This is a genomic window from Sandaracinobacter sp. (genome assembly GCF_041909755.1).
Taxonomy (GTDB): domain Bacteria; phylum Pseudomonadota; class Alphaproteobacteria; order Sphingomonadales; family Sphingomonadaceae; genus Sandaracinobacteroides.
In genome coordinates, this window is record NZ_JAYRCW010000007.1 from 16,148 (window position 1) to 34,732 (window position 18,585).

The following is an 18,585-nucleotide window of genomic DNA, read 5'->3' on the forward strand; positions in this document are numbered from 1 at the left end:
GGGGCCCTATTTCTGTTGGAGACGAACATGAGCGAGCAGATCAACGCGCAGCGCAAGGCTGAGTTGCTGTCGAAGACGGTCGAACATATCGACATCCGCAGCTTCGACGCCCGGCCGATCATCGACCAGATGGCGAACATGAGCTTCACCAGCCGCGACCTGGCGCGTGCGACGGGCATCTACAACCAGATGCTGGCCGACAAGGACTGCACCGTGTGCCTGGTGATCGCCGGATCGACTTCGGCGGGCGGCTGCATGGACCTGTATGCGGAACTGATCCGCAACAACATGGTGGATGTGATTGTCGCGACCGGCGCCACCATCGTGGACATGGATTTCTTCGAGGGCCTTGGCCACAAGCATTATCAGGCGCTGGAGGTGCCGGACGACGACACGCTGCGCTCGCTCTATATCGACCGCATCTACGACACCTACATCGACGAACAGCAGCTTCAGGACTGCGACTTCACCATCAACAAGATCGCCAACTCGCTGGAGCCGCGCGCCTATTCCAGCCGCGCCTTCATCCGCGAGATGGGCAAGTATCTGGTGGAGCATGGCAAGAAGGAGAACAGCCTCGTCAAGCTCGCCTATGAGCATGACGTGCCGATCTTCTGCCCGGCGTTCGTCGATTCGTCGGCCGGATTCGGGCTGGTGAAGCACCAGGTCGATCGCGCGAAGGAGGGCCAGCCCTATATGGTGCTGGACGCCATCGCGGACTTCCGCGAGTTGACGGACATCAAGATCAAGGCGGGTGAAACCGGCCTGCTGATGATCGGCGGCGGCGTGCCGAAGAACTTCATCCAGGACACGGTGGTTTGCGCCGAGATCCTGGGCCATGAGGATGTGGCCGTGCACAAATATGCCGTGCAGATCACCGTGGCGGACGTGCGCGACGGCGCCTGCTCGTCCTCGACGCTTCAGGAAGCCGCCAGCTGGGGCAAGGTTTCCACCGCGATCGAGCAGATGGTGTTCGCGGAAGCGGGCAGCGTGATGCCGCTGCTGGCGAGCGATGCCTATCATCGCGGCCATTGGAAAGGCCGCGCCAAGCGCGGCTGGGCGAAGCTGTTCGCCTGAGGCGGCATCTGAGCGGACAAAGGGCCCCTCCCCCAATGCGGGGGCGGGGCCCTTTTTCGTTCAGTCCAGCAGCGGCAGCGGGCTTTCCACCCTCATGTCGTGCATCATGCCCAGATAGGCATCGAGATAGCCCTTGTGGCTGGCCCCGGTGATGACGAGGAGGCGGCTGCCGGGATCGAGCGCCGCGACCTCGCGGATGTTGGCCGCCATGCGCAGGTTGCGGGTTTCCCACCAGCCGAGATAGCGGCGGCCGGACAATCCGGGGCTGTCGTGCCGCATGGCCGCGCCGAAATCGGTTTCGAACGCCCGTTCCGCCTCTGCCGGATCATTGTAATGGCGGTACATGGCGAGCGTGGCGGCGGGGGTGCCCCGCTTCGCCTCCACCGCCTTTGCCCCATCCAGCCGAGAATCGAGCGCCGGGCTGGACCAGATCTGCTTCATGGCCGCTTCGAACCCCGGATCATAGCTGGTGGCGATGATGTCGGCGGTGTGATCGTCCATCATCCAGACCCGTTCATGGCCGAGCCGGGCAGCGACCACGGGGGCCAGAAGGTAATTTTCGTTCCGGCGGGTGACGGTTTCATCGAGGAACTGCGCCAGCTCGGGCGTGAGGCCATCTGCGGCGCGCCGTTCCGCCGGGGGCAGGCGAAGCCACTGGACCAGCGCCGAGGGCCGTTCGCCGGCGGCGAGGAACAGCAGCGCCAGCCGGCGGCGATCTGCGGCGGTCGGCGATTGCGGCCAGGCGGCCAGCCGTCCGGCCACGGCGGCTGCAGCGGCCGGGCCGTCAAGCCCTGCCGCTGCCTGCGCGGCCGCAGGATCGAAGCAATATTGGTCTGCAAGGTCAGCGGGATAGACGGCCTTGTAACGGCGGAGGTGATCGCATTGCGGGCCGGACAGGCCTTCGATCGCGATCCTGTCCGGCTTCCAGGCGACAAGCCTGTCGATGAGGGTGGTCAGCGAATCCGGCTGAAAACTTGCGGGCAATCCGGACAGGTGCGGCGATCCCAGCACCATCACGGCTGTGGGCTGGCCGGCGATGGGCGCGCGATGCTGGCGCGGATCGAACTGGCCGGCAGGTGCGGGCGTGGCTGCGGCGGGAAACAGGCTGGCGAGCGTCAGGCCGCCCAGAACGGCGGCAATCAGGGCATGGGTCATCAACAATCCTCCGGCCCTCTCTCGCCCGGGAGGTTAGCAACGGCCCTCGATGCTGGAAAGAGCGCGGGCGAACCCCCCGAAGGGGATTCGCCCGGCTTTCCGACCCAGAACTGATCAATCTGTCGTCAGGCAAGAACCTGCGTGGAGGGGCGCCGGCGCCGGGCGCTTGCAGCCACGAGGCCGAAGCCGAGAATGAGGAATGCCCAGGTGGCGGGCTCAGGCAGTGTTGCGGCCGCCGACTGGCCGTAGGGGCTGGCGGCAAGTGCGGCGCCGGGGACGGCGGCGAGTGCCGACAGGCGTGTGAGAAAAGTTGCGACCCTCATGGATTTTTCCATTGTTCTTGGTTTCAGTTCAGCTTGCGCGTTGTTCTTGCTCTTGGTCCGCGGCTGGCTGGGCTTTGCCTTGGACATCCGCCTTCTAGCGCAAGGTTAACGCGCTGTCTGTGAAGCAATGTATGTAACGGCGTTGAAATGCGGGCGTTTTCAACAGGCCTCGTATTTCCAGTTGCGCTTGCGCCCCAGTGCGATCCACTCGATGGCCTGCGCCATGCGGCGGGTGCGCGTGGCGGGCTGCTTCGCCTGGGTGATCCATTCCAGATATTCGCGGCGCGCGCCGGGCGGGAAACCTTCCCACACGGTCTGCGCTGCCGGGGTGGCGGCCAGCGCGGCGGCGAGATCATCCGGCATGGGAATGTCGGCCCTTTGCTGTTTTGGCGGGCGGAGCGTTTTTGCGCCGGATTCGATCACCCGCGCGGCGGCGCGGATCCGTTCCGTCAGTTCGGCATCGGGCGGAAGATCGGCAAGCGTCGCGAGCTTGCCATATTGGCCCATGCCATCGGCCGCTTCCGCTTCGGGGCCGGCCCCTTCGCGGCGCCAGAAGCCGAAGGCGGCATGGGCCTTGAACGCCGCCATGTTGGCGAGCGGCGCGCCCTGCCATGTGAAGAAGGGCATGCCCCATTTCATTGCCTCCCCCGCGCCGGGAAGCGTCTGATGCACAAGCGCCCGGATGTGGCGCAGGATGGGCTGGGCGAAGGGCCGGGCCCGTTCGATATAGGCGGTGGCGGCTGCGTCCTCGGCCATGATCTTCCCTCCCCCTATGGAATGCCGGGGAGGATGCGCCCGCCCGGTGCGGGCGGCAAGCCCGTCAGCGGCGGAATTCGGCCACCAGCTCCACATGGGTCGACCAGCGGAACTGGGCGACCGGCCACAGGCGACCGAGCCGGAATCCGGCCGCGACCAGCCGTTCGGCATCGCGGACGAAGGTGGCCGGGTTGCAGCTGACGGCGGCAACGGTGCGGATGCGGCTGGCGGCGAGCTGTTCCGTCTGTGCGATCGCGCCGGCGCGCGGCGGATCGATGACGGCGGCGTCGAAGCGGGACAGCTCGTCAGCGGACAGCGGCTTGCGGAACAGATCGCGATGCTCTGTCGTCAGCTTGCGCCCTGCCCGGCCTGCGGCTTCGGCAAGGGCACGGATGGCGGGGCCGGCGCCATCCACCGCCAGCACCTGCGCCGTGCAGCTGGCGGGAAGCGCGAAGGTGCCGCAGCCGGCGAACAGGTCTGCGACGCGGCGCGCATCGCCCAGAATGGAGGTGACGGCCGAGACGAGCGCGGCCTCTCCATCCGCGGTCGCCTGCAGGAAGGCGGCCGGCGGCAGGGTGACGGGGACACCGCCAAGGGTGAGGCTGGGCGTGGCGTTGGCGACCAGCGTTTCGACGCCCATCGGCCCCTCCACGGACAGGCGCGCGAGGCGCTGTTCGGCGGCGAAGCGGGTGAGCCCCTCGATCCGGGGCAGGCTGTTTGCCTGAAGGTTCGCCAGCAGCAGATCGACGCCATTGTCCGTCAGCGTCATGGTGACGCCGATCGCGGAGCGTTCCGGGAGCCAGGGGGCAAGGAGCTGGCGGAGGGGGCCGACCAGCGTGAACAGCGCCGGGTGCAGCACCGGACATTCGGCCATGTCCACCAGCCGGTGCGCGCCTTCGGCGTTGAACCCCAGCCGGACTTCGCCATCGGTGCGGGTGGCGCGCATGGCGGCGCGGCGGCGCGTGCCTTCGGGCGAGACATGGACGGGCATCGGCATTTCCGGCTCGATCCCGGCGCGGGCGAGCGGGGCCAGAACCCTGTCGCGCGCGAAGTCTGCGATCAGCCGATCCGACACATGCTGAAGCTGGCAACCGCCACATGTGCCGAAATGGCGGCATCCCGGCTCGACATGGTCGGGACCGTGCAGCAGGCTGCCATCGGGCAGAAGCTGATCCCCCGGCACTGCGCCGGGCACGAATCGGCCATCTGCGGCAACCCCGTCCCCGCGTGCGGCGAACCGTTCGATCAACACGCTTTGCAACGCGTTCGTCATGTGAGAGAGGGGCCTATCCTGTTGGCGTTGATGGACAGAAGCAAGAATGAAGCGAACCCGGGGAGACGTGGCATGATGAAGCCGATCATCCTTTGCCTGACCCTTTCGCCCGCCCTGCTGGCGGCCTGTGCCCCCGCCCCTTTGTACACGTCAAGCGGGCTGCAGCGCGGCGCCGTGACCTGGGGCGAAATTCCGCGCGACGCGCGCGGAGAACCGGTGTGGGCTGCGATCCGCCCCTATCCTAGGCAGGAGATGGCAGGCGCGCCCGCCAGCCGGCCGGCAGAAACCCAAGAAGGCGACGCCGGAGAGACCCCCATCCCGCCGAAAGCATGATGAGGAAGCTGCCGAGGATCAGCGCCGTCAGCCCGAAGCCGGCGGCGACCTGACCGGCCGCGAACAGCCCCTGCAGGGCCACGAGGACATAGACCAGCGCGGACACCAGCAGCGCGCGCCTGTCGATCACCAGCGCGATCGTGGTGAGGACGACATAAAGCAGCAGCACGATGACGGCGGCGGCCGGGCCGGACCCCGGCTCCAGCACGCCAGTCAACTTGAACACCGGATGCACGATCAGTGGTGCGGCCAGCAGGTGAAGCCAGAAGGCGATGTCCGTGCTGCGCGTGAGGCGGTCGCGATCGCGCATGTCGTAGGCCATGGCGCCGCCGAATATGGCAAGGCCGGCCACGAAGGCCGCTGCCTGCATGGCAGGGCCGGACGGGATGAGCGCGCCGACCAGCGCAATGAACCCCACGGCCAGCGCGCCGGCGCCCGCCGCCAGCGTGACGGGAACCCGGAAGCGCCGCCAGTGCAGGGCCGCCGCCGCTGCCCCCGCCAGCCCGGCCACCATGGCGGGCGCCAGAACGGCGGTGTACTGGCCCTGCGACCACAGCTGTTGTGCGGCGCGGCCCCAGTGACCGCCGGCCGTGAGCGCCATGAAGGTGGCGGCGAACACCGACCCCACGAACGCCAGCAGCAGGATGATGGAGGGCAGCGCCATGCGGCGGCGGCGGGTGAAATATTCCGCCAGTCCCCAGCTGACGACGGCCATGGCAATCGCCGCAGCAAGCGCGGGCAGCAGCGCCGGGATCGCGCCCAGCACAAGCAGGCAGGCCAGTGCCACGAAGATGTCGTTGAAGCCGGTGAGAAGCCGGAAGCTTTCATTGTCCGGACCGGCTCCCTGCAGCCGCGTTCGGGCGAAGACGATCAGGCGATCCCTCGCCTGCGTGTCGATGACGCCGGCCTCGACGGCGGCGTCCAGATCCTCTTTTCGGATATCCATGGGCCTGAAATGCGCGGCGGCGGCAGCGCAAGTCAACCGCAACGGTGCGGGTGTGCATTGCAGTTTGGCCGCCAGCCGTTAAGTCTGGCCTGCCCAGAGATGGCGAGGGGCAAGAGGTGGAGCCGGGTCGATGCAGTTCCTGAAGGGCGTTTGGACATTCCTTGTCGGCGTGAAGGACGCGCTGGTCCTGCTGTTCATGCTGTTGCTGTTCGGCGTGCTGTGGGCCAGCCTGTCGATGAGCGCGCCGAAGGTGAGCGTGCCCGACGGCGCGGCGCTGGAGATCGACCTGGACGGGCTGCTGGTGGACGAGGCAACCGAGCCGGCGCCGCTGGCCATGCTGGGCGGGCAGGACATCATCCCCGAAACCGAGACGCTGGCGCTGGTGCGCGCCATCGACAAGGCGGCCGCCGATCCGGCGATCAGCATGATCACGCTGAACCTGGACGGCTTCATGGGTGGCGGGCAGGCCAATCTGGAAAGTGTCGGCGCGGCGCTGAAGCGCTTTCGCGCGACGAACAAGGAAGTGGAGGCCTGGGCGACCGCCTACACCGATTCCGGCTATTATCTGGCCGCGCACGCCAGCAGCATCGGGATCTCCCCCATGGGCGCCGTGGCGCTGACGGGGCCGGGGGGCAGCAATCTCTATTTCAAGGATGCGCTCAACAAGCTGAAGGTGAATGTGGAGGTGTTCCGCGTTGGCACCTACAAGAGCTTTGTCGAGCCCTTCACCCGCAATGATGCCTCCCCCCAGGCGAAGGAGGCCGACCAGCAACTGGCGAACGACCTGTGGGCCTCCTGGCGCACCGCCGTGCAGCGCGAGCGGCAGGAACTGGATGTGGCGGCGACACTGGCAAGCTGGCCGGACCGGGTGCGCGGCGCGAACCAGAGCCAGGCCGAGCTGGCGAAGGCCGCCGGGCTGGTGGACGTGGTGATCACCGAAAGCGCATGGAACGCGAAGCTGAAGGAGCGTCTGGGCGACGGCGATGAGCCTGACCGGCCGGGCGACTACAAGCGGATCGACATTGCGGATTATTGGGCCGCGCGGCGGCCGGTGGCCGAAACGGGCGACGCGGTCGCCGTGGTGCATGTGGCCGGCTCCATCGTGGATGGCGACGCGCCTGCGGGGACAGCGGGCGGCAGCAGCATCCGGCGTCTGATCGAGGATGCGGTTGCCGACGGGGATGTGAAGGCGATCGTGGTGCGGGTGGATTCGGGCGGCGGCTCTGCGCTGGCCTCTGACGAGATCCGGCAGGCGATGCTGGAAGCCCGCGCGCGCAAGCTGCCGGTGGTGGCGAGCTTCGGCCCGGTGGCTGCGAGCGGCGGATACTGGGTGGGAACGGGTGCGGACATGATCTTTGCCAGCCCGGCGACGGTGACCGGCTCCATCGGCGTGTTCGGGGTGATCCCCACCTTCGAAGCGACTTTGAAGCAGTTCGGCGTCTCGGCGGACGGCGTGACCACCACGCCCTTTTCCGGCCAGCCCGACGTGGTGGGCGGCCTGAACGACGCGACGCGCACGCTGATCCAGGGCGGCGTGCAGGATATCTATCAGCAGTTCCTGACCATCGTGGCAGGCGCGCGGAAGATGCCGGTGGCCGAAGTGGCGCCGATCGCGGAAGGGCGCGTCTGGTCCGGCACGCGGGCGAAGGAGCTGAAGCTGATCGACCGCTATGGCGACCTTCAGGCCGCCATCGGCGAAGCGGCGCGGCAGGCCGGGCTGAAGGGCGAACCGCGCATCCTGGTGATGCGGCAGCCGCAGCCCTTCCTTGTGCAGCTGTTGTCGAAACTGGGCGGCGTTCGCGCCGCGCCCGGGCAGGATGCGATGGCGCGGGCCGTCGCCATATCCCGTATGCGGGCGACAGCGCAGGTGGAAGCCGCGATCGCCGTGGCGAAGGGGCCGACCGTGCAGGCGCATTGCCTGACCTGCACCGGATATTCCGTGCCGGCGCAATCGGCCGGGCGCACCGAACTTCCGGCCCTGCTGAAGGCTCTGCTTGCAGACTGAGGGCCTGCGCCGGGGGATCGGGCCGCTGGGCGCGGCACTGATCACCTTCAACGGCATCGTGGGGGCCGGCATCTTCATGCTGCCCGGCCTGGTTCACGAGGCGTTCGGGCCGTTCGGGCCCTGGCTGTTCCCGATCTTCGGGCTGGCGATGCTGTTGATGGTGGTGCCGCTGGCTGCGGCGGCCGCGCGCTTCGACATCAGTGGCGGGCCTGTCGCCTATGTGGGGACGGCGTTCGGGCCGTTTGCCGGGTTCCAGGCCGGGTGGCTGTTCACGCTGGCAAAGCTGACGGCGCTGGCGGCCAATGCGAATGTGTTCGCATCCTATTTCACCGGGCTGTTCCCGGCGCTGGACGGCCCGCTGACCGCGCCGCTGGTGATCCTGCTGCTGATCGCGGGGCTGACAGCGGCCAATGTGGCGGGCGTGAAGCAATCCATCCGGCTGCTGGGGGCCGTTTCGGTGGTGAAGGTGCTGCCGCTGCTGCTGCTGGTGCTGGCGGGGCTGTGGATGTTCGGGGACAGGCTGCCTGCGCCGGGGCCATTCCCGCCACTTTCAGAGGTGGAGGCGAGCGCGCTGATCCTCCTCTATGCCTTTGTGGGGTTCGAAAATGTGCTGGTGCCGGCGGGCGAGACGAAGGACGCCCGGCGGACCATTCCGCGCGCACTGGTGCTGACGCTGCTGCTGACGACGGCCTTCTACATGCTGATCCAGTTCGGCTTCCTGGCGGTGGACCCGGCGGACAGCGCCGACGCGCCGATGATCGCATTCGGCGACAGCGTGGCGGGGGCGGCCGGGGCAACCCTGGTGGCGGTTGCGGCGCTCGCCTCTCTGGCGGGGAACCTGCACGGCAATCTGTTGTCGTCGCCGCGGCTGCTGTTCGCCATGTCTGAACGGGGGGTGTTGCCGGGCTGGTTCGGGCGGGTGAACGCCGCGTCGGGCACGCCGGTGAACGCCATCCTGGCCTTTGGCGGCGTCGCCCTGCTGCTGGCGCTGACAGGCAGCTTCGTGTGGCTGGCGGTGGTGGGAACCGTGGCCCGGCTGGTGCTGTTCCTGCTGGTCTATGCCAGCCTGCCGAGGCTGCGCGCCCTTTCGGGCGAGCGCGCCCTGCCGCCGGCCGGGCTTGCGCTGGTGACGGCGCTGGCGACGGCGCTGTGCCTGTGGGCGATCTGGCAGACGAAGGCGGATGCCTGGGCAATGCTGGCGGGCAGCGTGCTGGCCGGAACCCTGTTGTTCGCGCTGGCGCGCAGGCGGAGCCGTCAGCCCGGGTGAATGGGCAGTTTCCAACCCCGCGTGAGGGCGCCCGCCCGGATGGCGAAGGCCGCCGCCGCCCCTGCCCCGCCCGCCAGCCAGCCGTTGAGCCCGGCCTGTGCTGAGAGCAGCACGGTGACGATCGCGCCGACGATCGCCGCCGTCACATAGATTTCGCGCTGGAGCAGGATGGAGGGCTGGCCCGCCACGATGTCGCGCAGGACGCCGCCGAAGGTGGCCGTGATCACGCCCATCAGCACGGCAGGCACCGGATCAATGCCGAAGCTGAGTGCCTTCAGCGAGCCGAAGGCCGAATAGGCGGCGAGGCCGACGGCATCGAGCCAGCGCAGCGGCTTGCCGGGCCATTGTTCGGTGCGCAGGAACCACACGGCGATGGTGGCGACGAGGCAGACGGCGACGAAGCCGGCCTCGCCCATCCAGAAGACAGGCGCGCCGATCAGCAGGTCGCGGATGGTGCCGCCGCCCATGCCTGTCATCCCGGCGAAGAAGGCGCAGGTGACGATGTCCTGCCGGGCGCGGGCGGCGACGAGCGCGCCTGTGATGGCGAAGATGGCGACGCCGAGATAATCCAGCGCGATGAAGATGCGCCGCAGCTCCTCGAGCGCTGCGGGCTCCATCAGACGTGGATCGGCTTGCCCGTGACGGCCATGGCGGCTTCCTTCAGCGATTCCGCATGCGTCGGGTGGGCGTGGCAGGTGAGCGCGATATCTTCGGAGGATGCGCCCATTTCCATGGCGAGCGCCGCTTCCGCGATCAGCGTGCCGGCGAGCCGGTTGACGATCCAGACGCCCAGGACGCGATCGGTCTTCGCGTCGGCGATGATCTTCACGAAACCGTCGGTATCCTGGTTCGCCTTGGCGCGGCTGTTGGCGAGGAAGGGGAATTTGCCGACCTTCACCTCGCCCTTTTCGCGCGCGGCTTCCTCGGTGAGGCCGACGCCTGCGATTTCCGGCATGGTATAGACGACGGACGGGATCACATCGTGGTTCACATAGCCGGTTAGGCCCGCGATATTGTCTGCGACGGCCAAGCCTTCATCCTCGGCCTTGTGGGCCAGCATGGGGCCGGGCGTGACGTCGCCGATGGCCCAGATGCCGGAGACGGCGGTGGCAAAATGATGATCGACGTCGATCTGGCCGCGCTTGTTGAGGACGAGGCCGGCCTTTTCGAGGGCGAGGCCTTCGGTGTTGGGGCGGCGGCCGATGGAGACGAGGACGACATCGGCCTCCAGCGTGGTGGCGTCGCCGCCGGCGGCCGGTTCCAGCGTGAGCGTGGCGCCCGACTTGCCGGCCTTCACCGAAGTCACCTTGGTGGAGGTGCGGAATTCCATGCCCTGCTTCTTCAGCAGCTTCGCGGATTCCTTGCGCACCTCGCCGTCCATGCCGGGCAGGATCTGGTCGAGATATTCGACGACGGTGACCTTCGCGCCGAGGCGGCGCCAGACGGAGCCGAGTTCCAGGCCGATCACGCCGCCGCCGATGACGACGAGATGGCCGGGCACCTTCTTCAGGCTGAGCGCGCCGGTCGAATCGACGATGACGCCCTTGTCATTGTCGATCTCCGCGCCGGGCAGCGGCGTGACGGAGGAGCCGGTCGCGACGACGATGTTCTTCGCCGTGTAGGTCTTGCCGGCGACGGAGACGCTGTTGCGGCCTTCGAAGCTGGCGTGGCCCTTCAGCCAGTCCACCTTGTTCTTCTTGAACAGGAAGGCAATTCCATCCGTCAGGCCCTTCACGGCCTTGTCCTTCGAGGCGAGCAGTTCGCCATGATCGATGCTGGCCGAGGCGGTGATGCCGAACTTCTTCAGATGCCCGGCCGAGACTTCCTCGTAGAGCTCGGACGCGTGCAGCAGCGCCTTCGAGGGGATGCAGCCGACATTCAGGCAGGTGCCGCCCAGCGTTTCGCGGGATTCGACACAGGCCGTCTTGAGGCCGTTCTGGGCCGCGCGGATCGCGGCGACATAGCCGCCGGGGCCGGCGCCGATCACGATCACGTCATAGTCGGCCATTTATCCATCCTTGCAGTTCAGAAAGTTGCCGCCGCTGGTTCGTGTGCGGCGGCAGGACATCACAGATCGATGACGAGGCGGGTGGGATCTTCCAGCGCTTCCTTGATGCGCACCAGATAGGTCACCGCCTCGCGGCCATCGATCAGGCGGTGATCATAGCTGAGCGCCAGGTACATCATCGGGCGGATCACGATCTGGCCGTTCACGACGACGGGGCGGTCCTCGATCCGGTGCATCCCCAGCACGCCCGATTGCGGCGGGTTGAGGATGGGCGTGGACATCAGCGAGCCGAACACGCCGCCGTTCGAGATGGTGAAGGTGCCGCCCTGCATTTCCTCCATCTTCAGCTTGCCGTCGCGGGCGCGCTTGCCGAAGTCGGCGATTTCCAGTTCGATCTGCGCAAAGCTTTTGGCCTGGGCGTCCTTCAGGATCGGCACGACCAGGCCGCCCGGCGAGGACACCGCCACGCCGACATCGAAATAGTTGTGGAAGACGATCTCGTCGCCGTCGATGCGGGCGTTGACGCTGGGCACGTCCTTCGCCGCCAGCGCACAGGCCTTCACGAAGAAGGACATGAAGCCGAGGCGCACGCCATGCTTCTTTTCGAAGGCGTCCTTGTAGCGGTTGCGCGCGTCCATCACCGCCGTCATGTCCACGTCGTTGAACGTGGTGAGCATGGCGGCCGTGTTCTGCGCTTCCTTCAGCCGCTTCGCGATCGTCTGCCGCAGGCGCGTCATCCGGATCCGCTCTTCGGTGCGGGCGGCCGGGGCAGCAGTGGCGGCAGCGGCGGGTACAGCCGCGCCCTTCACCTTCGCGGTTCCCGCCTCAATGGCCGCAAGCACGTCGCCCTTGGTCAGCCGGGCATCCTTGCCGGTGCCGGTGATGCTGGCCGGATCGAGATTGTAGGTGTCCAGAAGCACGCGAACGGCAGGCGCGATGGCTTCATAGGCCGCCGGTGCGGCAGAGGGAGCCGGGGCCGCAGCCGGTGCGGGGGCCGGCGCCGGGGCGGCGGCAACCGGCGCGGGGGCGGCGACCGGAGCAGGCGCAGCGGCCGGAGCGGCGGCGGCGCCACCGGCTTCCATCGTGGCGATCACGGCGCCGACGGTGACGGTGTCGCCTTCCTTGAACTTCAGCTCGGTCAGCACACCGTCCGCCGGGGCGTTGACTTCCACGGCGACCTTGTCAGTTTCCAGGCTGACGATCGGCTCATCGGCCTTCACCGCGTCGCCCGCCTTCTTCAGCCACTGGCCGATGGTTGCTTCGGTGACGCTTTCGCCGAGCGCCGGAATCACAACGTCCATTGTCGTCCCCTCAGGCGGCCTTCGTGGCCGACGATTTCAGGCTGGAACGGATGGCGGCGCGGACCGCCTTCTTGTCCTCTCCCAGCGCTTCGTGAATGAGCTTGGCCTGTTCGGCCGCGTGGCGGCGGGCAAGGCCCGTGGCGGTCGAGGCGGCGGCGGCGCGGCCGGCATAGACGGCGCGGCGGCCCAGCGCATCCTCGATCAGCGGTTCCACGAAGAACCAACTGCCCGCATTCTTCGGCTCTTCCTGGCACCAGACGACCGTTTCCAGCTTCGGGAAGCGGGCGGCATAGTCCGCGATGACGTCGCCGGGGAACGGATAGATCTGTTCCACGCGCAGGATATAGACATCGTCGCGGCCCTGGGCGTCGCGCTCGTCCGCCAGATCATAATAGACCTTGCCGGAACACAGGATCAGCCGCTTCACCTTCGCCGGATCGGCGGGGGTGAGATCGTCGAGGCAGCGGTGGAAGGTGGAGCCTTCACCCATGTCCGCCAGCGACGAGACGGCGCGCTTGTGCCGCAGAAGCGACTTCGGCGTCATGATGACGAGCGGCTTGCGGAACGGCCGCAGCATCTGCCGGCGCAAGATGTGGAAATAGTTCGCCGGCGTGGTGCAGTTCGCGACCTGCATATTGTCTTCGGCGCAGAGTTGCAGATAGCGTTCCAGCCGGGCGGAGCTGTGCTCGGGGCCCTGCCCTTCATAGCCGTGCGGCAGCAGCATCACGAGCCCGTTGGCGCGCAGCCATTTCGCTTCGCCGGCCGCGATGAACTGGTCGATCATCACCTGCGCGCCGTTGGCGAAATCGCCGAACTGGGCTTCCCACATCACCAGCGTCTTCGGATCGGCCATGGCGAAGCCATATTCGAAGCCCAGCACGCCGAATTCGGAAAGCGGGCTGTCATAGACTTCGAACGAGCCGCCCAGATGCGCCAACGGCGCATATTTCTGCCCGGTCTTCTGATCGACCCAGACGGCATGGCGCTGGGAAAAGGTGCCGCGGCCCGAATCCTGGCCCGACAGGCGGACCCCGAACGGCTCGGCCCCTTCGGTGACGAGCGTGCCGAAGGCGAGGCTTTCCGCCGTCGCCCAGTCCAGCCCCTCGCCTGCGTCCACCGCCGCTTCGCGGGCCTTCACCACCCGTTCCAGCGTGCGGTGCATGGCAAAGCCTTCGGGCGTGCTGTGCAGCTTCGCCGCGATTTCCCTGAGGCGGGCGACCGGGACGCCCGTGTCCGCCGAGCGGCGGGCGGTGACCGGATCGGCCGGCTGGTGCAGGCCCTGCCAGCGGCCGCCGAACCATTCGGCCTTTTCGGCGCGGAAGCTGCCGGCGGCTTCGAAATCGGCTTCCAGCCGGTCGATGAACGCCTTTTCCATGGCGGCGACATCATTCGTGGTGACCAGCCCTTCGGCCACCAGTCGTTCGCCATAAAGGGTGGCGACCGACTTGTGGTCGCGGATTTTCGCGTACATCAGCGGCTGGGTGAAGGCCGGCTCGTCGCTTTCGTTGTGGCCGAAGCGGCGGTAGCACCACATGTCGATGACGACGTCGCGGTTGAACTTCTGCCGGAATTCGGTGGCGACCTTGGTTGCGAAGGTGACCGCTTCCGGATCATCGCCATACACGTGGAAGATGGGCGCCTGCACCACCTTGCCCACATCCGAGGGATAGGGGCTGGAGCGGGCGAAGGCCGGGCTGGTGGTGAAGCCGACCTGGTTGTTGACGATGAAGTGGATCGTGCCGCCGGTGCTGTAGCCCGGCACGCCCGAAAATCCGAAGCATTCCGCGACGATGCCCTGCCCCGCAAAGGCCGCGTCACCATGCAGCAGCACGGGCAGAACCTGATCCTGAAGCTCGTCGTTCGTCTGCCCGGGCTTCGCGGCACCCTTCAGCTGCTGGGTGGCGCGCACCTTGCCGAGAACCACGGGGTTCACCGCCTCCAGATGGGAGGGGTTCGGGGTGAGCGAGAGGTGGACTCGGTTGCCGTCGAACACGCGGTCCGTCGAGGCGCCGAGGTGATATTTCACATCGCCCGAGCCGCCGACATCATCCGGGTTGGAGGAACCACCCGAAAATTCGTGGAAGATGATGCGGAACGGCTTCTGCATCACGTTCGCCAGCACGTTCAGGCGGCCCCGGTGCGGCATGCCGATCACGATTTCGTTCACGCCCTGCGCGCCGCCCACCTTGATGATGGATTCAAGCGCCGGGATCGCCGCCTCGCCGCCTTCCAGGCCGAAGCGCTTGGTGCCGACATATTTGCGGGCGAGGAACTTTTCGAACTGCTCCGCCTCAATGAGCTTGTTCAGGATCGCCTTCTTGCCCTCGGGCGTGAAGTGGATCTCCTTGTCGCGGCCCTCGATCCGCTCCTGCAGGAAGCGGCGCTCCTCCACATCGTTGATGTGCATATATTCGAGGCCGACATGCCCGCAGTAGTTGCGGCGCAGGATGGCGACGAGTTCGGAGACAGTGACGGTTTCGATGCCGGCGAACAGGCCGCCGATATAGATCGTCCGGGCCGGATCCGTGAGGCCGTGATATTCAGGCGTGAGATCGGCGGGCAGCGGGCGATCGGCGAGGCCCAGCGGATCGAGCGTGGCGGCGAGGTGGCCGCGCACCCGATAGGTGCGGATCAGCATCGTCGCTTTCACCGTGTCTTCCGCCGCGCGGCGCGCGTCTTCGGAATTGGCGGCGGGCGCAGGCTTGCCGGCAGATTTGGCGACGGCGGCAGCGGCCTTGCCGGGCAGGCCCGCATCCAGCGCCAGCGTCAGCTCGTCATCCGGCGTGATGGGCCAGTTCGGCCGCGCCCAGCTCGGGCGTGGCAGGGTGTCTGGGAATCCCTGCTCGTCTTGCATCTTTCAAATCACCTATAGGGGCCTGTCAGCCGCAGATAGCGGTTGAGGGCAAGTTCCTCAACCGCTTGCAATGTCGTCATGGCAGCCATGCGACCAAAGTCGACCGGATGCCCGGCAGGCGACCGTCCGCCCGCCGGGCCTCGGCGGTTGATCAGCCGTTCAGCACGGCCTTCAGCGTACGGCCAAGCTCGGACGGGCTGGGGCTGACGGTGATGCCCGCCGCTTCCATCGCCGCGATCTTGTCTTCTGCCTTGCCCTGCCCGCCGGACACGATGGCGCCGGCATGGCCCATGCGGCGGCCCGGAGGCGCCGTGGTGCCCGCAATGAAGCCGACCATCGGCTTCTTGCGGCCGCGCTTCGCTTCGTCACGCAGGAACTGGGCGGCTTCTTCTTCCGCGCTGCCGCCGATTTCACCGATCATGATGATCGACTTGGTGGCGTCGTCGGCCAGGAACAGCTCCAGCACATCGATGAAGTTGGTGCCGTTCACCGGATCACCGCCGATGCCGACGGCCGTGGTCTGGCCGAGGCCTTCATTCGTGGTCTGGAACACGGCCTCGTACGTCAGCGTGCCGGAGCGCGAGACGACGCCGACCGAGCCCTTGGAGAAGATCGAGCCCGGCATGATGCCGATCTTGCATTCGCCGGGCGTGAGGACGCCGGGGCAGTTCGGGCCGATCAGGCGCGACTTCGAGCCTTGCAGCGCGCGCTTCACGGGCACCATGTCCAGCACGGGAATGCCTTCGGTGATGCACACGATCAGCGGGATTTCCGCCGCGATCGCCTCAAGGATCGCGTCTGCCGCGCCGAACGGCGGGACATAGACGACCGACGCGTCGGCGCCGGTGGCTTCCTTGGCCTCCAGCACGGTGTCGAACACGGGCAGGTTCAGGTGCGTGGACCCGCCCTTCCCCGGCGCGACGCCGCCCACCATCTGCGTGCCATAGGCGATGGCCGCTTCTGCGTGGAACGTGCCCTGCTTCCCCGTGAAGCCCTGGGTGATGACCTTGGTGGCCTTGTTGACGAGAATGCTCATGGGTCAGCCCACCTTCTTCACTTCGGCGACGATCTTGCGGGCGGCATCGCCCAGATCGTCGGCGCTCACGATGGGCAGGCCCGAGTTCGCGAGGATTTCCTTGCCCAGTTCGACGTTCGTGCCCTCAAGCCGGACGACGAGCGGCACGGAGAGGTTCACTTCCTTCGCGGCCGCGATGATGCCGTCTGCGATGATGTCGCAGCGCATGATGCCGCCGAAGATGTTGACGAGGATGCCTTCCACCGCCGGATCGGCGAGGATCAGCTTGAACGCCGCCGTCACCTTCTCCTTGCTGGCGCCGCCGCCGACATCGAGGAAGTTGGCGGGTTCCGCGCCGTTCAGCTTGATGATGTCCATCGTGGCCATCGCAAGGCCCGCGCCGTTCACCAGGCAGCCGATGTTGCCATCCAGCTTGATGAAGGCGAGATCGTACTTCGACGCCTCGACTTCGGCCGGATCCTCTTCCGTGAGGTCGCGCAGTTCGACGAGATCCGGGTGACGGCCGAGCGCGTTGGAATCGAAGCCCACCTTGGCGTCCAGCACCATCAGCTTGCAATCGTCGGTGACGGCGAGTGGGTTGATTTCGATCTGGGACGCATCGGTGCCGAGGAAGGCGGCATAGAGCTTCGCGGCAGTCGATTCCGCCTGCTTGGCGAGGTCGCCCGAAAGGCCCAGCGCCTTGGCGACGGTGCGGCCGTGGTGCGGCATCCAGCCGGTGGCCGGATCGATGGAGAAGGTCTTGATCTTCTCGGGCGTGTCGTGGGCGACGGTTTCGATGTCCATCCCGCCTTCGGTGGAAACCACGCAGGCGACGCGGCCGGTGGCGCGGTCCACCAGGAACGCCAGGTAGAATTCCTTGGCGATATCAACGCCATCGGTGACATAGAGGCGCTGGACCTGCTTGCCGGCAGCCCCCGTCTGGATGGTGACCAGCGTGTTGCCCAGCATTTCCGCCGCGGCGACGCCCACTTCCTCTGCCGAACGGGCGAGGCGGACACCGCCCTTGGCTTCGGGCGGCAGTTCCTTGAACTTGCCCTTGCCGCGGCCGCCGGCATGGATCTGCGCCTTCACCACATAGAGCGGCCCGGGCAGTTGCTTGGTGGCTGCAACGGCTTCCTCGACGGAGAAGGCAGCGACGCCCTTCGGAATGGGAACGCCCCACTTCGCGAGCAGTTCCTTCGCCTGATATTCATGAATGTTCATCGGTTATCCCTTCAGGCCAGCGACGGCTCGATGGCCTTGCAGGCGACCAGCAGTTCCTTCACCGCATCGACCGAGACCGTGAAATTGGCCTTGGCTTCGGCGTTCAGGGCGATTTCGGCGATGCGCTCCACGCCTCCCGCGCCGATCACCACCGGCACGCCGACATAGAGATTGTCCACGCCATATTGCCCGGTGAGGTTCGCAGCGCAGGGCAGCAGGCGCTTCTGGTCCTTCAGATAGCTCTCTGCCATGGCGATGGCCGAGGCGGCCGGGGCATAATAGGCCGAGCCGGTCTTCAGGAGGCCGACGATCTCCCCGCCGCCGGAGCGGGTGCGGGCGACGATGGCGTCGATCTTTTCCTTGGTGGACCAGCCCATCTTGATGAGATCGGGGATGGGGATACCGGCGACGGTGGAATATTCGACCACCGGCACCATGGTGTCGCCGTGGCCGCCCAGCACGAAGGCCGTCACGTCCTTCACCGACACGTTGAACTCTTCCGCCAGGAAGTGGCGGAAGCGCGCGCTATCCAGCACGCCGGCCATGCCGACGACCTTTTCGGCCGGCAGGCCGGAGAATTCGCGCAGCGCCCACACCATCGCGTCGAGCGGGTTGGTGATGCAGATCACGAACGCGTTCGGGGCATGGGCCTTGATGCCCTCGCCCACGGCCTTCATGACCTTGAGATTGATGCCCAGCAGGTCATCCCGGCTCATGCCCGGCTTGCGCGGCACGCCGGCCGTCACGATGCAGACGTCTGCGCCGGCGATGTCGGCATAGTCGTTCGCGCCCTTCAGGGTCACGTCGAAGCCGTCGACGGGCGCCGATTGCGCGATGTCCAGCGCCTTGCCCTGGGGTGTGCCCTCGGCGATGTCGAACAGGACGACGTCGCCCAGCTCCTTCAGGCCGATCAGGTGGGCGAGCGTGCCGCCGATCATGCCAGCGCCGATAAGCGCAATCTTGCTGCGTGCCATGGTGATCCTCTTGGCCGGTGGGTGTTGCAATTGCGAGGCACGCGATAGACCCGGCTTTTCCGAATGGTCAACCG

General features: G+C 67.1%; 15 protein-coding genes. 3 read left to right on the forward strand and 12 right to left on the reverse strand.

The window, feature by feature from the left end; all coding sequences use genetic code 11:
* Positions 1-27 precede the first annotated feature (27 nt).
* On the forward strand, positions 28-1,077 hold the full coding sequence (locus tag ACE3O8_RS02085; RefSeq protein ID WP_374386272.1) for a deoxyhypusine synthase: 1,050 nt from the start codon (positions 28-30) through the stop codon (positions 1,075-1,077).
* Between the two features lie 60 nt (positions 1,078-1,137).
* On the opposite strand, the gene ACE3O8_RS02090 is transcribed toward ACE3O8_RS02085, so the two are convergent.
* The 5 genes from ACE3O8_RS02090 to ACE3O8_RS02110 form a co-directional block, all read right to left on the reverse strand.
* Positions 1,138-2,232, reverse strand: a complete 1,095-nt coding sequence (locus ACE3O8_RS02090; RefSeq protein WP_374386274.1) for a DUF5694 domain-containing protein — start codon at positions 2,230-2,232, stop codon at positions 1,138-1,140.
* 125 nt (positions 2,233-2,357) lie between these two features.
* The gene (locus tag ACE3O8_RS02095; RefSeq protein WP_374386276.1) at positions 2,358-2,642 is read right to left on the reverse strand and encodes a PEPxxWA-CTERM sorting domain-containing protein; all 285 of its coding nucleotides are present in this window, start codon (positions 2,640-2,642) and stop codon (positions 2,358-2,360) included.
* A 72-nt stretch (positions 2,643-2,714) separates the two neighbouring features.
* Complete coding sequence (locus tag ACE3O8_RS02100) at positions 2,715-3,311, reverse strand: YdeI/OmpD-associated family protein (RefSeq protein WP_374386278.1); 597 nt, start codon at positions 3,309-3,311, stop codon at positions 2,715-2,717.
* Between the two features lie 64 nt (positions 3,312-3,375).
* Positions 3,376-4,584, reverse strand: a complete 1,209-nt coding sequence (locus tag ACE3O8_RS02105) for a class I SAM-dependent RNA methyltransferase (RefSeq protein ID WP_374386281.1) — start codon at positions 4,582-4,584, stop codon at positions 3,376-3,378.
* A gap of 241 nt (positions 4,585-4,825) precedes the next feature.
* Entirely contained in the window at positions 4,826-5,863 is a 1,038-nt protein-coding gene (locus ACE3O8_RS02110) for a hypothetical protein (RefSeq protein WP_374386283.1), read from the reverse strand.
* 130 nt (positions 5,864-5,993) lie between these two features.
* On the opposite strand from ACE3O8_RS02110, the gene sppA reads away from it, so the two are divergent.
* Together sppA and ACE3O8_RS02120 are read left to right on the forward strand one after the other, a co-directional pair.
* The gene (gene sppA / locus ACE3O8_RS02115; RefSeq protein WP_374386285.1) at positions 5,994-7,868 is read left to right on the forward strand and encodes a signal peptide peptidase SppA; all 1,875 of its coding nucleotides are present in this window, start codon (positions 5,994-5,996) and stop codon (positions 7,866-7,868) included.
* Complete coding sequence (locus ACE3O8_RS02120; RefSeq protein WP_374386287.1) at positions 7,858-9,135, forward strand: APC family permease; 1,278 nt, start codon at positions 7,858-7,860, stop codon at positions 9,133-9,135. The genes sppA and ACE3O8_RS02120 overlap by 11 nt, the downstream gene beginning before the upstream one ends.
* Here the strand turns inward: ACE3O8_RS02120 and ACE3O8_RS02125 are convergent.
* The 7 genes from ACE3O8_RS02125 to mdh form a co-directional block, all read right to left on the reverse strand.
* Complete coding sequence (locus ACE3O8_RS02125; RefSeq protein WP_374386289.1) at positions 9,123-9,752, reverse strand: trimeric intracellular cation channel family protein; 630 nt, start codon at positions 9,750-9,752, stop codon at positions 9,123-9,125. The genes ACE3O8_RS02120 and ACE3O8_RS02125 overlap by 13 nt on opposite strands.
* Positions 9,752-11,143 (reverse strand): dihydrolipoyl dehydrogenase, encoded by a 1,392-nt coding sequence (gene lpdA / locus ACE3O8_RS02130; protein WP_374386291.1) that lies wholly within the window; start codon positions 11,141-11,143, stop codon positions 9,752-9,754. The genes ACE3O8_RS02125 and lpdA overlap by 1 nt, the downstream gene beginning before the upstream one ends.
* 59 nt (positions 11,144-11,202) lie before the next feature.
* On the reverse strand, positions 11,203-12,444 hold the full coding sequence (gene odhB, locus ACE3O8_RS02135) for a 2-oxoglutarate dehydrogenase complex dihydrolipoyllysine-residue succinyltransferase (RefSeq protein WP_374386293.1): 1,242 nt from the start codon (positions 12,442-12,444) through the stop codon (positions 11,203-11,205).
* Between the two features lie 10 nt (positions 12,445-12,454).
* Entirely contained in the window at positions 12,455-15,298 is a 2,844-nt protein-coding gene (locus ACE3O8_RS02140; protein ID WP_374386295.1) for a 2-oxoglutarate dehydrogenase E1 component, read from the reverse strand.
* 151 nt (positions 15,299-15,449) lie between these two features.
* Positions 15,450-16,334, reverse strand: a complete 885-nt coding sequence (sucD, locus tag ACE3O8_RS02145) for a succinate--CoA ligase subunit alpha (protein ID WP_374386297.1) — start codon at positions 16,332-16,334, stop codon at positions 15,450-15,452.
* Between the two features lie 3 nt (positions 16,335-16,337).
* Complete coding sequence (gene sucC, locus ACE3O8_RS02150; RefSeq protein ID WP_374386299.1) at positions 16,338-17,537, reverse strand: ADP-forming succinate--CoA ligase subunit beta; 1,200 nt, start codon at positions 17,535-17,537, stop codon at positions 16,338-16,340.
* Between the two features lie 11 nt (positions 17,538-17,548).
* A complete protein-coding gene (gene mdh / locus ACE3O8_RS02155) occupies positions 17,549-18,511 on the reverse strand; it encodes a malate dehydrogenase (RefSeq protein ID WP_374386301.1) in 963 nt (320 codons plus the stop codon).
* Positions 18,512-18,585: the final 74 nt, after the last annotated feature.

What these genes read in the sequence shown, in the direction of transcription:
- ACE3O8_RS02095 (WP_374386276.1), bottom strand. Translation starts at nt 2,642, where the DNA reads ATGTCCAAGGCAAAGCCCAGCCAGCCGCGGACCAAGAGCAAGAACAAC.
- mdh (WP_374386301.1), bottom strand. Translation starts at nt 18,511, where the DNA reads ATGGCACGCAGCAAGATTGCGCTTATCGGCGCTGGCATGATCGGCGGC.
- ACE3O8_RS02090 (WP_374386274.1), bottom strand. Translation starts at nt 2,232, where the DNA reads ATGACCCATGCCCTGATTGCCGCCGTTCTGGGCGGCCTGACGCTCGCC.
- ACE3O8_RS02110 (WP_374386283.1), bottom strand. Translation starts at nt 5,863, where the DNA reads ATGGATATCCGAAAAGAGGATCTGGACGCCGCCGTCGAGGCCGGCGTC.
- sppA (WP_374386285.1), top strand. Translation starts at nt 5,994, where the DNA reads ATGCAGTTCCTGAAGGGCGTTTGGACATTCCTTGTCGGCGTGAAGGAC.
- sucD (WP_374386297.1), bottom strand. Translation starts at nt 16,334, where the DNA reads ATGAGCATTCTCGTCAACAAGGCCACCAAGGTCATCACCCAGGGCTTC.
- ACE3O8_RS02105 (WP_374386281.1), bottom strand. Translation starts at nt 4,584, where the DNA reads ATGACGAACGCGTTGCAAAGCGTGTTGATCGAACGGTTCGCCGCACGC.
- ACE3O8_RS02085 (WP_374386272.1), top strand. Translation starts at nt 28, where the DNA reads ATGAGCGAGCAGATCAACGCGCAGCGCAAGGCTGAGTTGCTGTCGAAG.
- ACE3O8_RS02125 (WP_374386289.1), bottom strand. Translation starts at nt 9,752, where the DNA reads ATGGAGCCCGCAGCGCTCGAGGAGCTGCGGCGCATCTTCATCGCGCTG.
- sucC (WP_374386299.1), bottom strand. Translation starts at nt 17,537, where the DNA reads ATGAACATTCATGAATATCAGGCGAAGGAACTGCTCGCGAAGTGGGGC.
- ACE3O8_RS02100 (WP_374386278.1), bottom strand. Translation starts at nt 3,311, where the DNA reads ATGGCCGAGGACGCAGCCGCCACCGCCTATATCGAACGGGCCCGGCCC.
- ACE3O8_RS02140 (WP_374386295.1), bottom strand. Translation starts at nt 15,298, where the DNA reads ATGCAAGACGAGCAGGGATTCCCAGACACCCTGCCACGCCCGAGCTGG.
- odhB (WP_374386293.1), bottom strand. Translation starts at nt 12,444, where the DNA reads ATGGACGTTGTGATTCCGGCGCTCGGCGAAAGCGTCACCGAAGCAACC.
- lpdA (WP_374386291.1), bottom strand. Translation starts at nt 11,143, where the DNA reads ATGGCCGACTATGACGTGATCGTGATCGGCGCCGGCCCCGGCGGCTAT.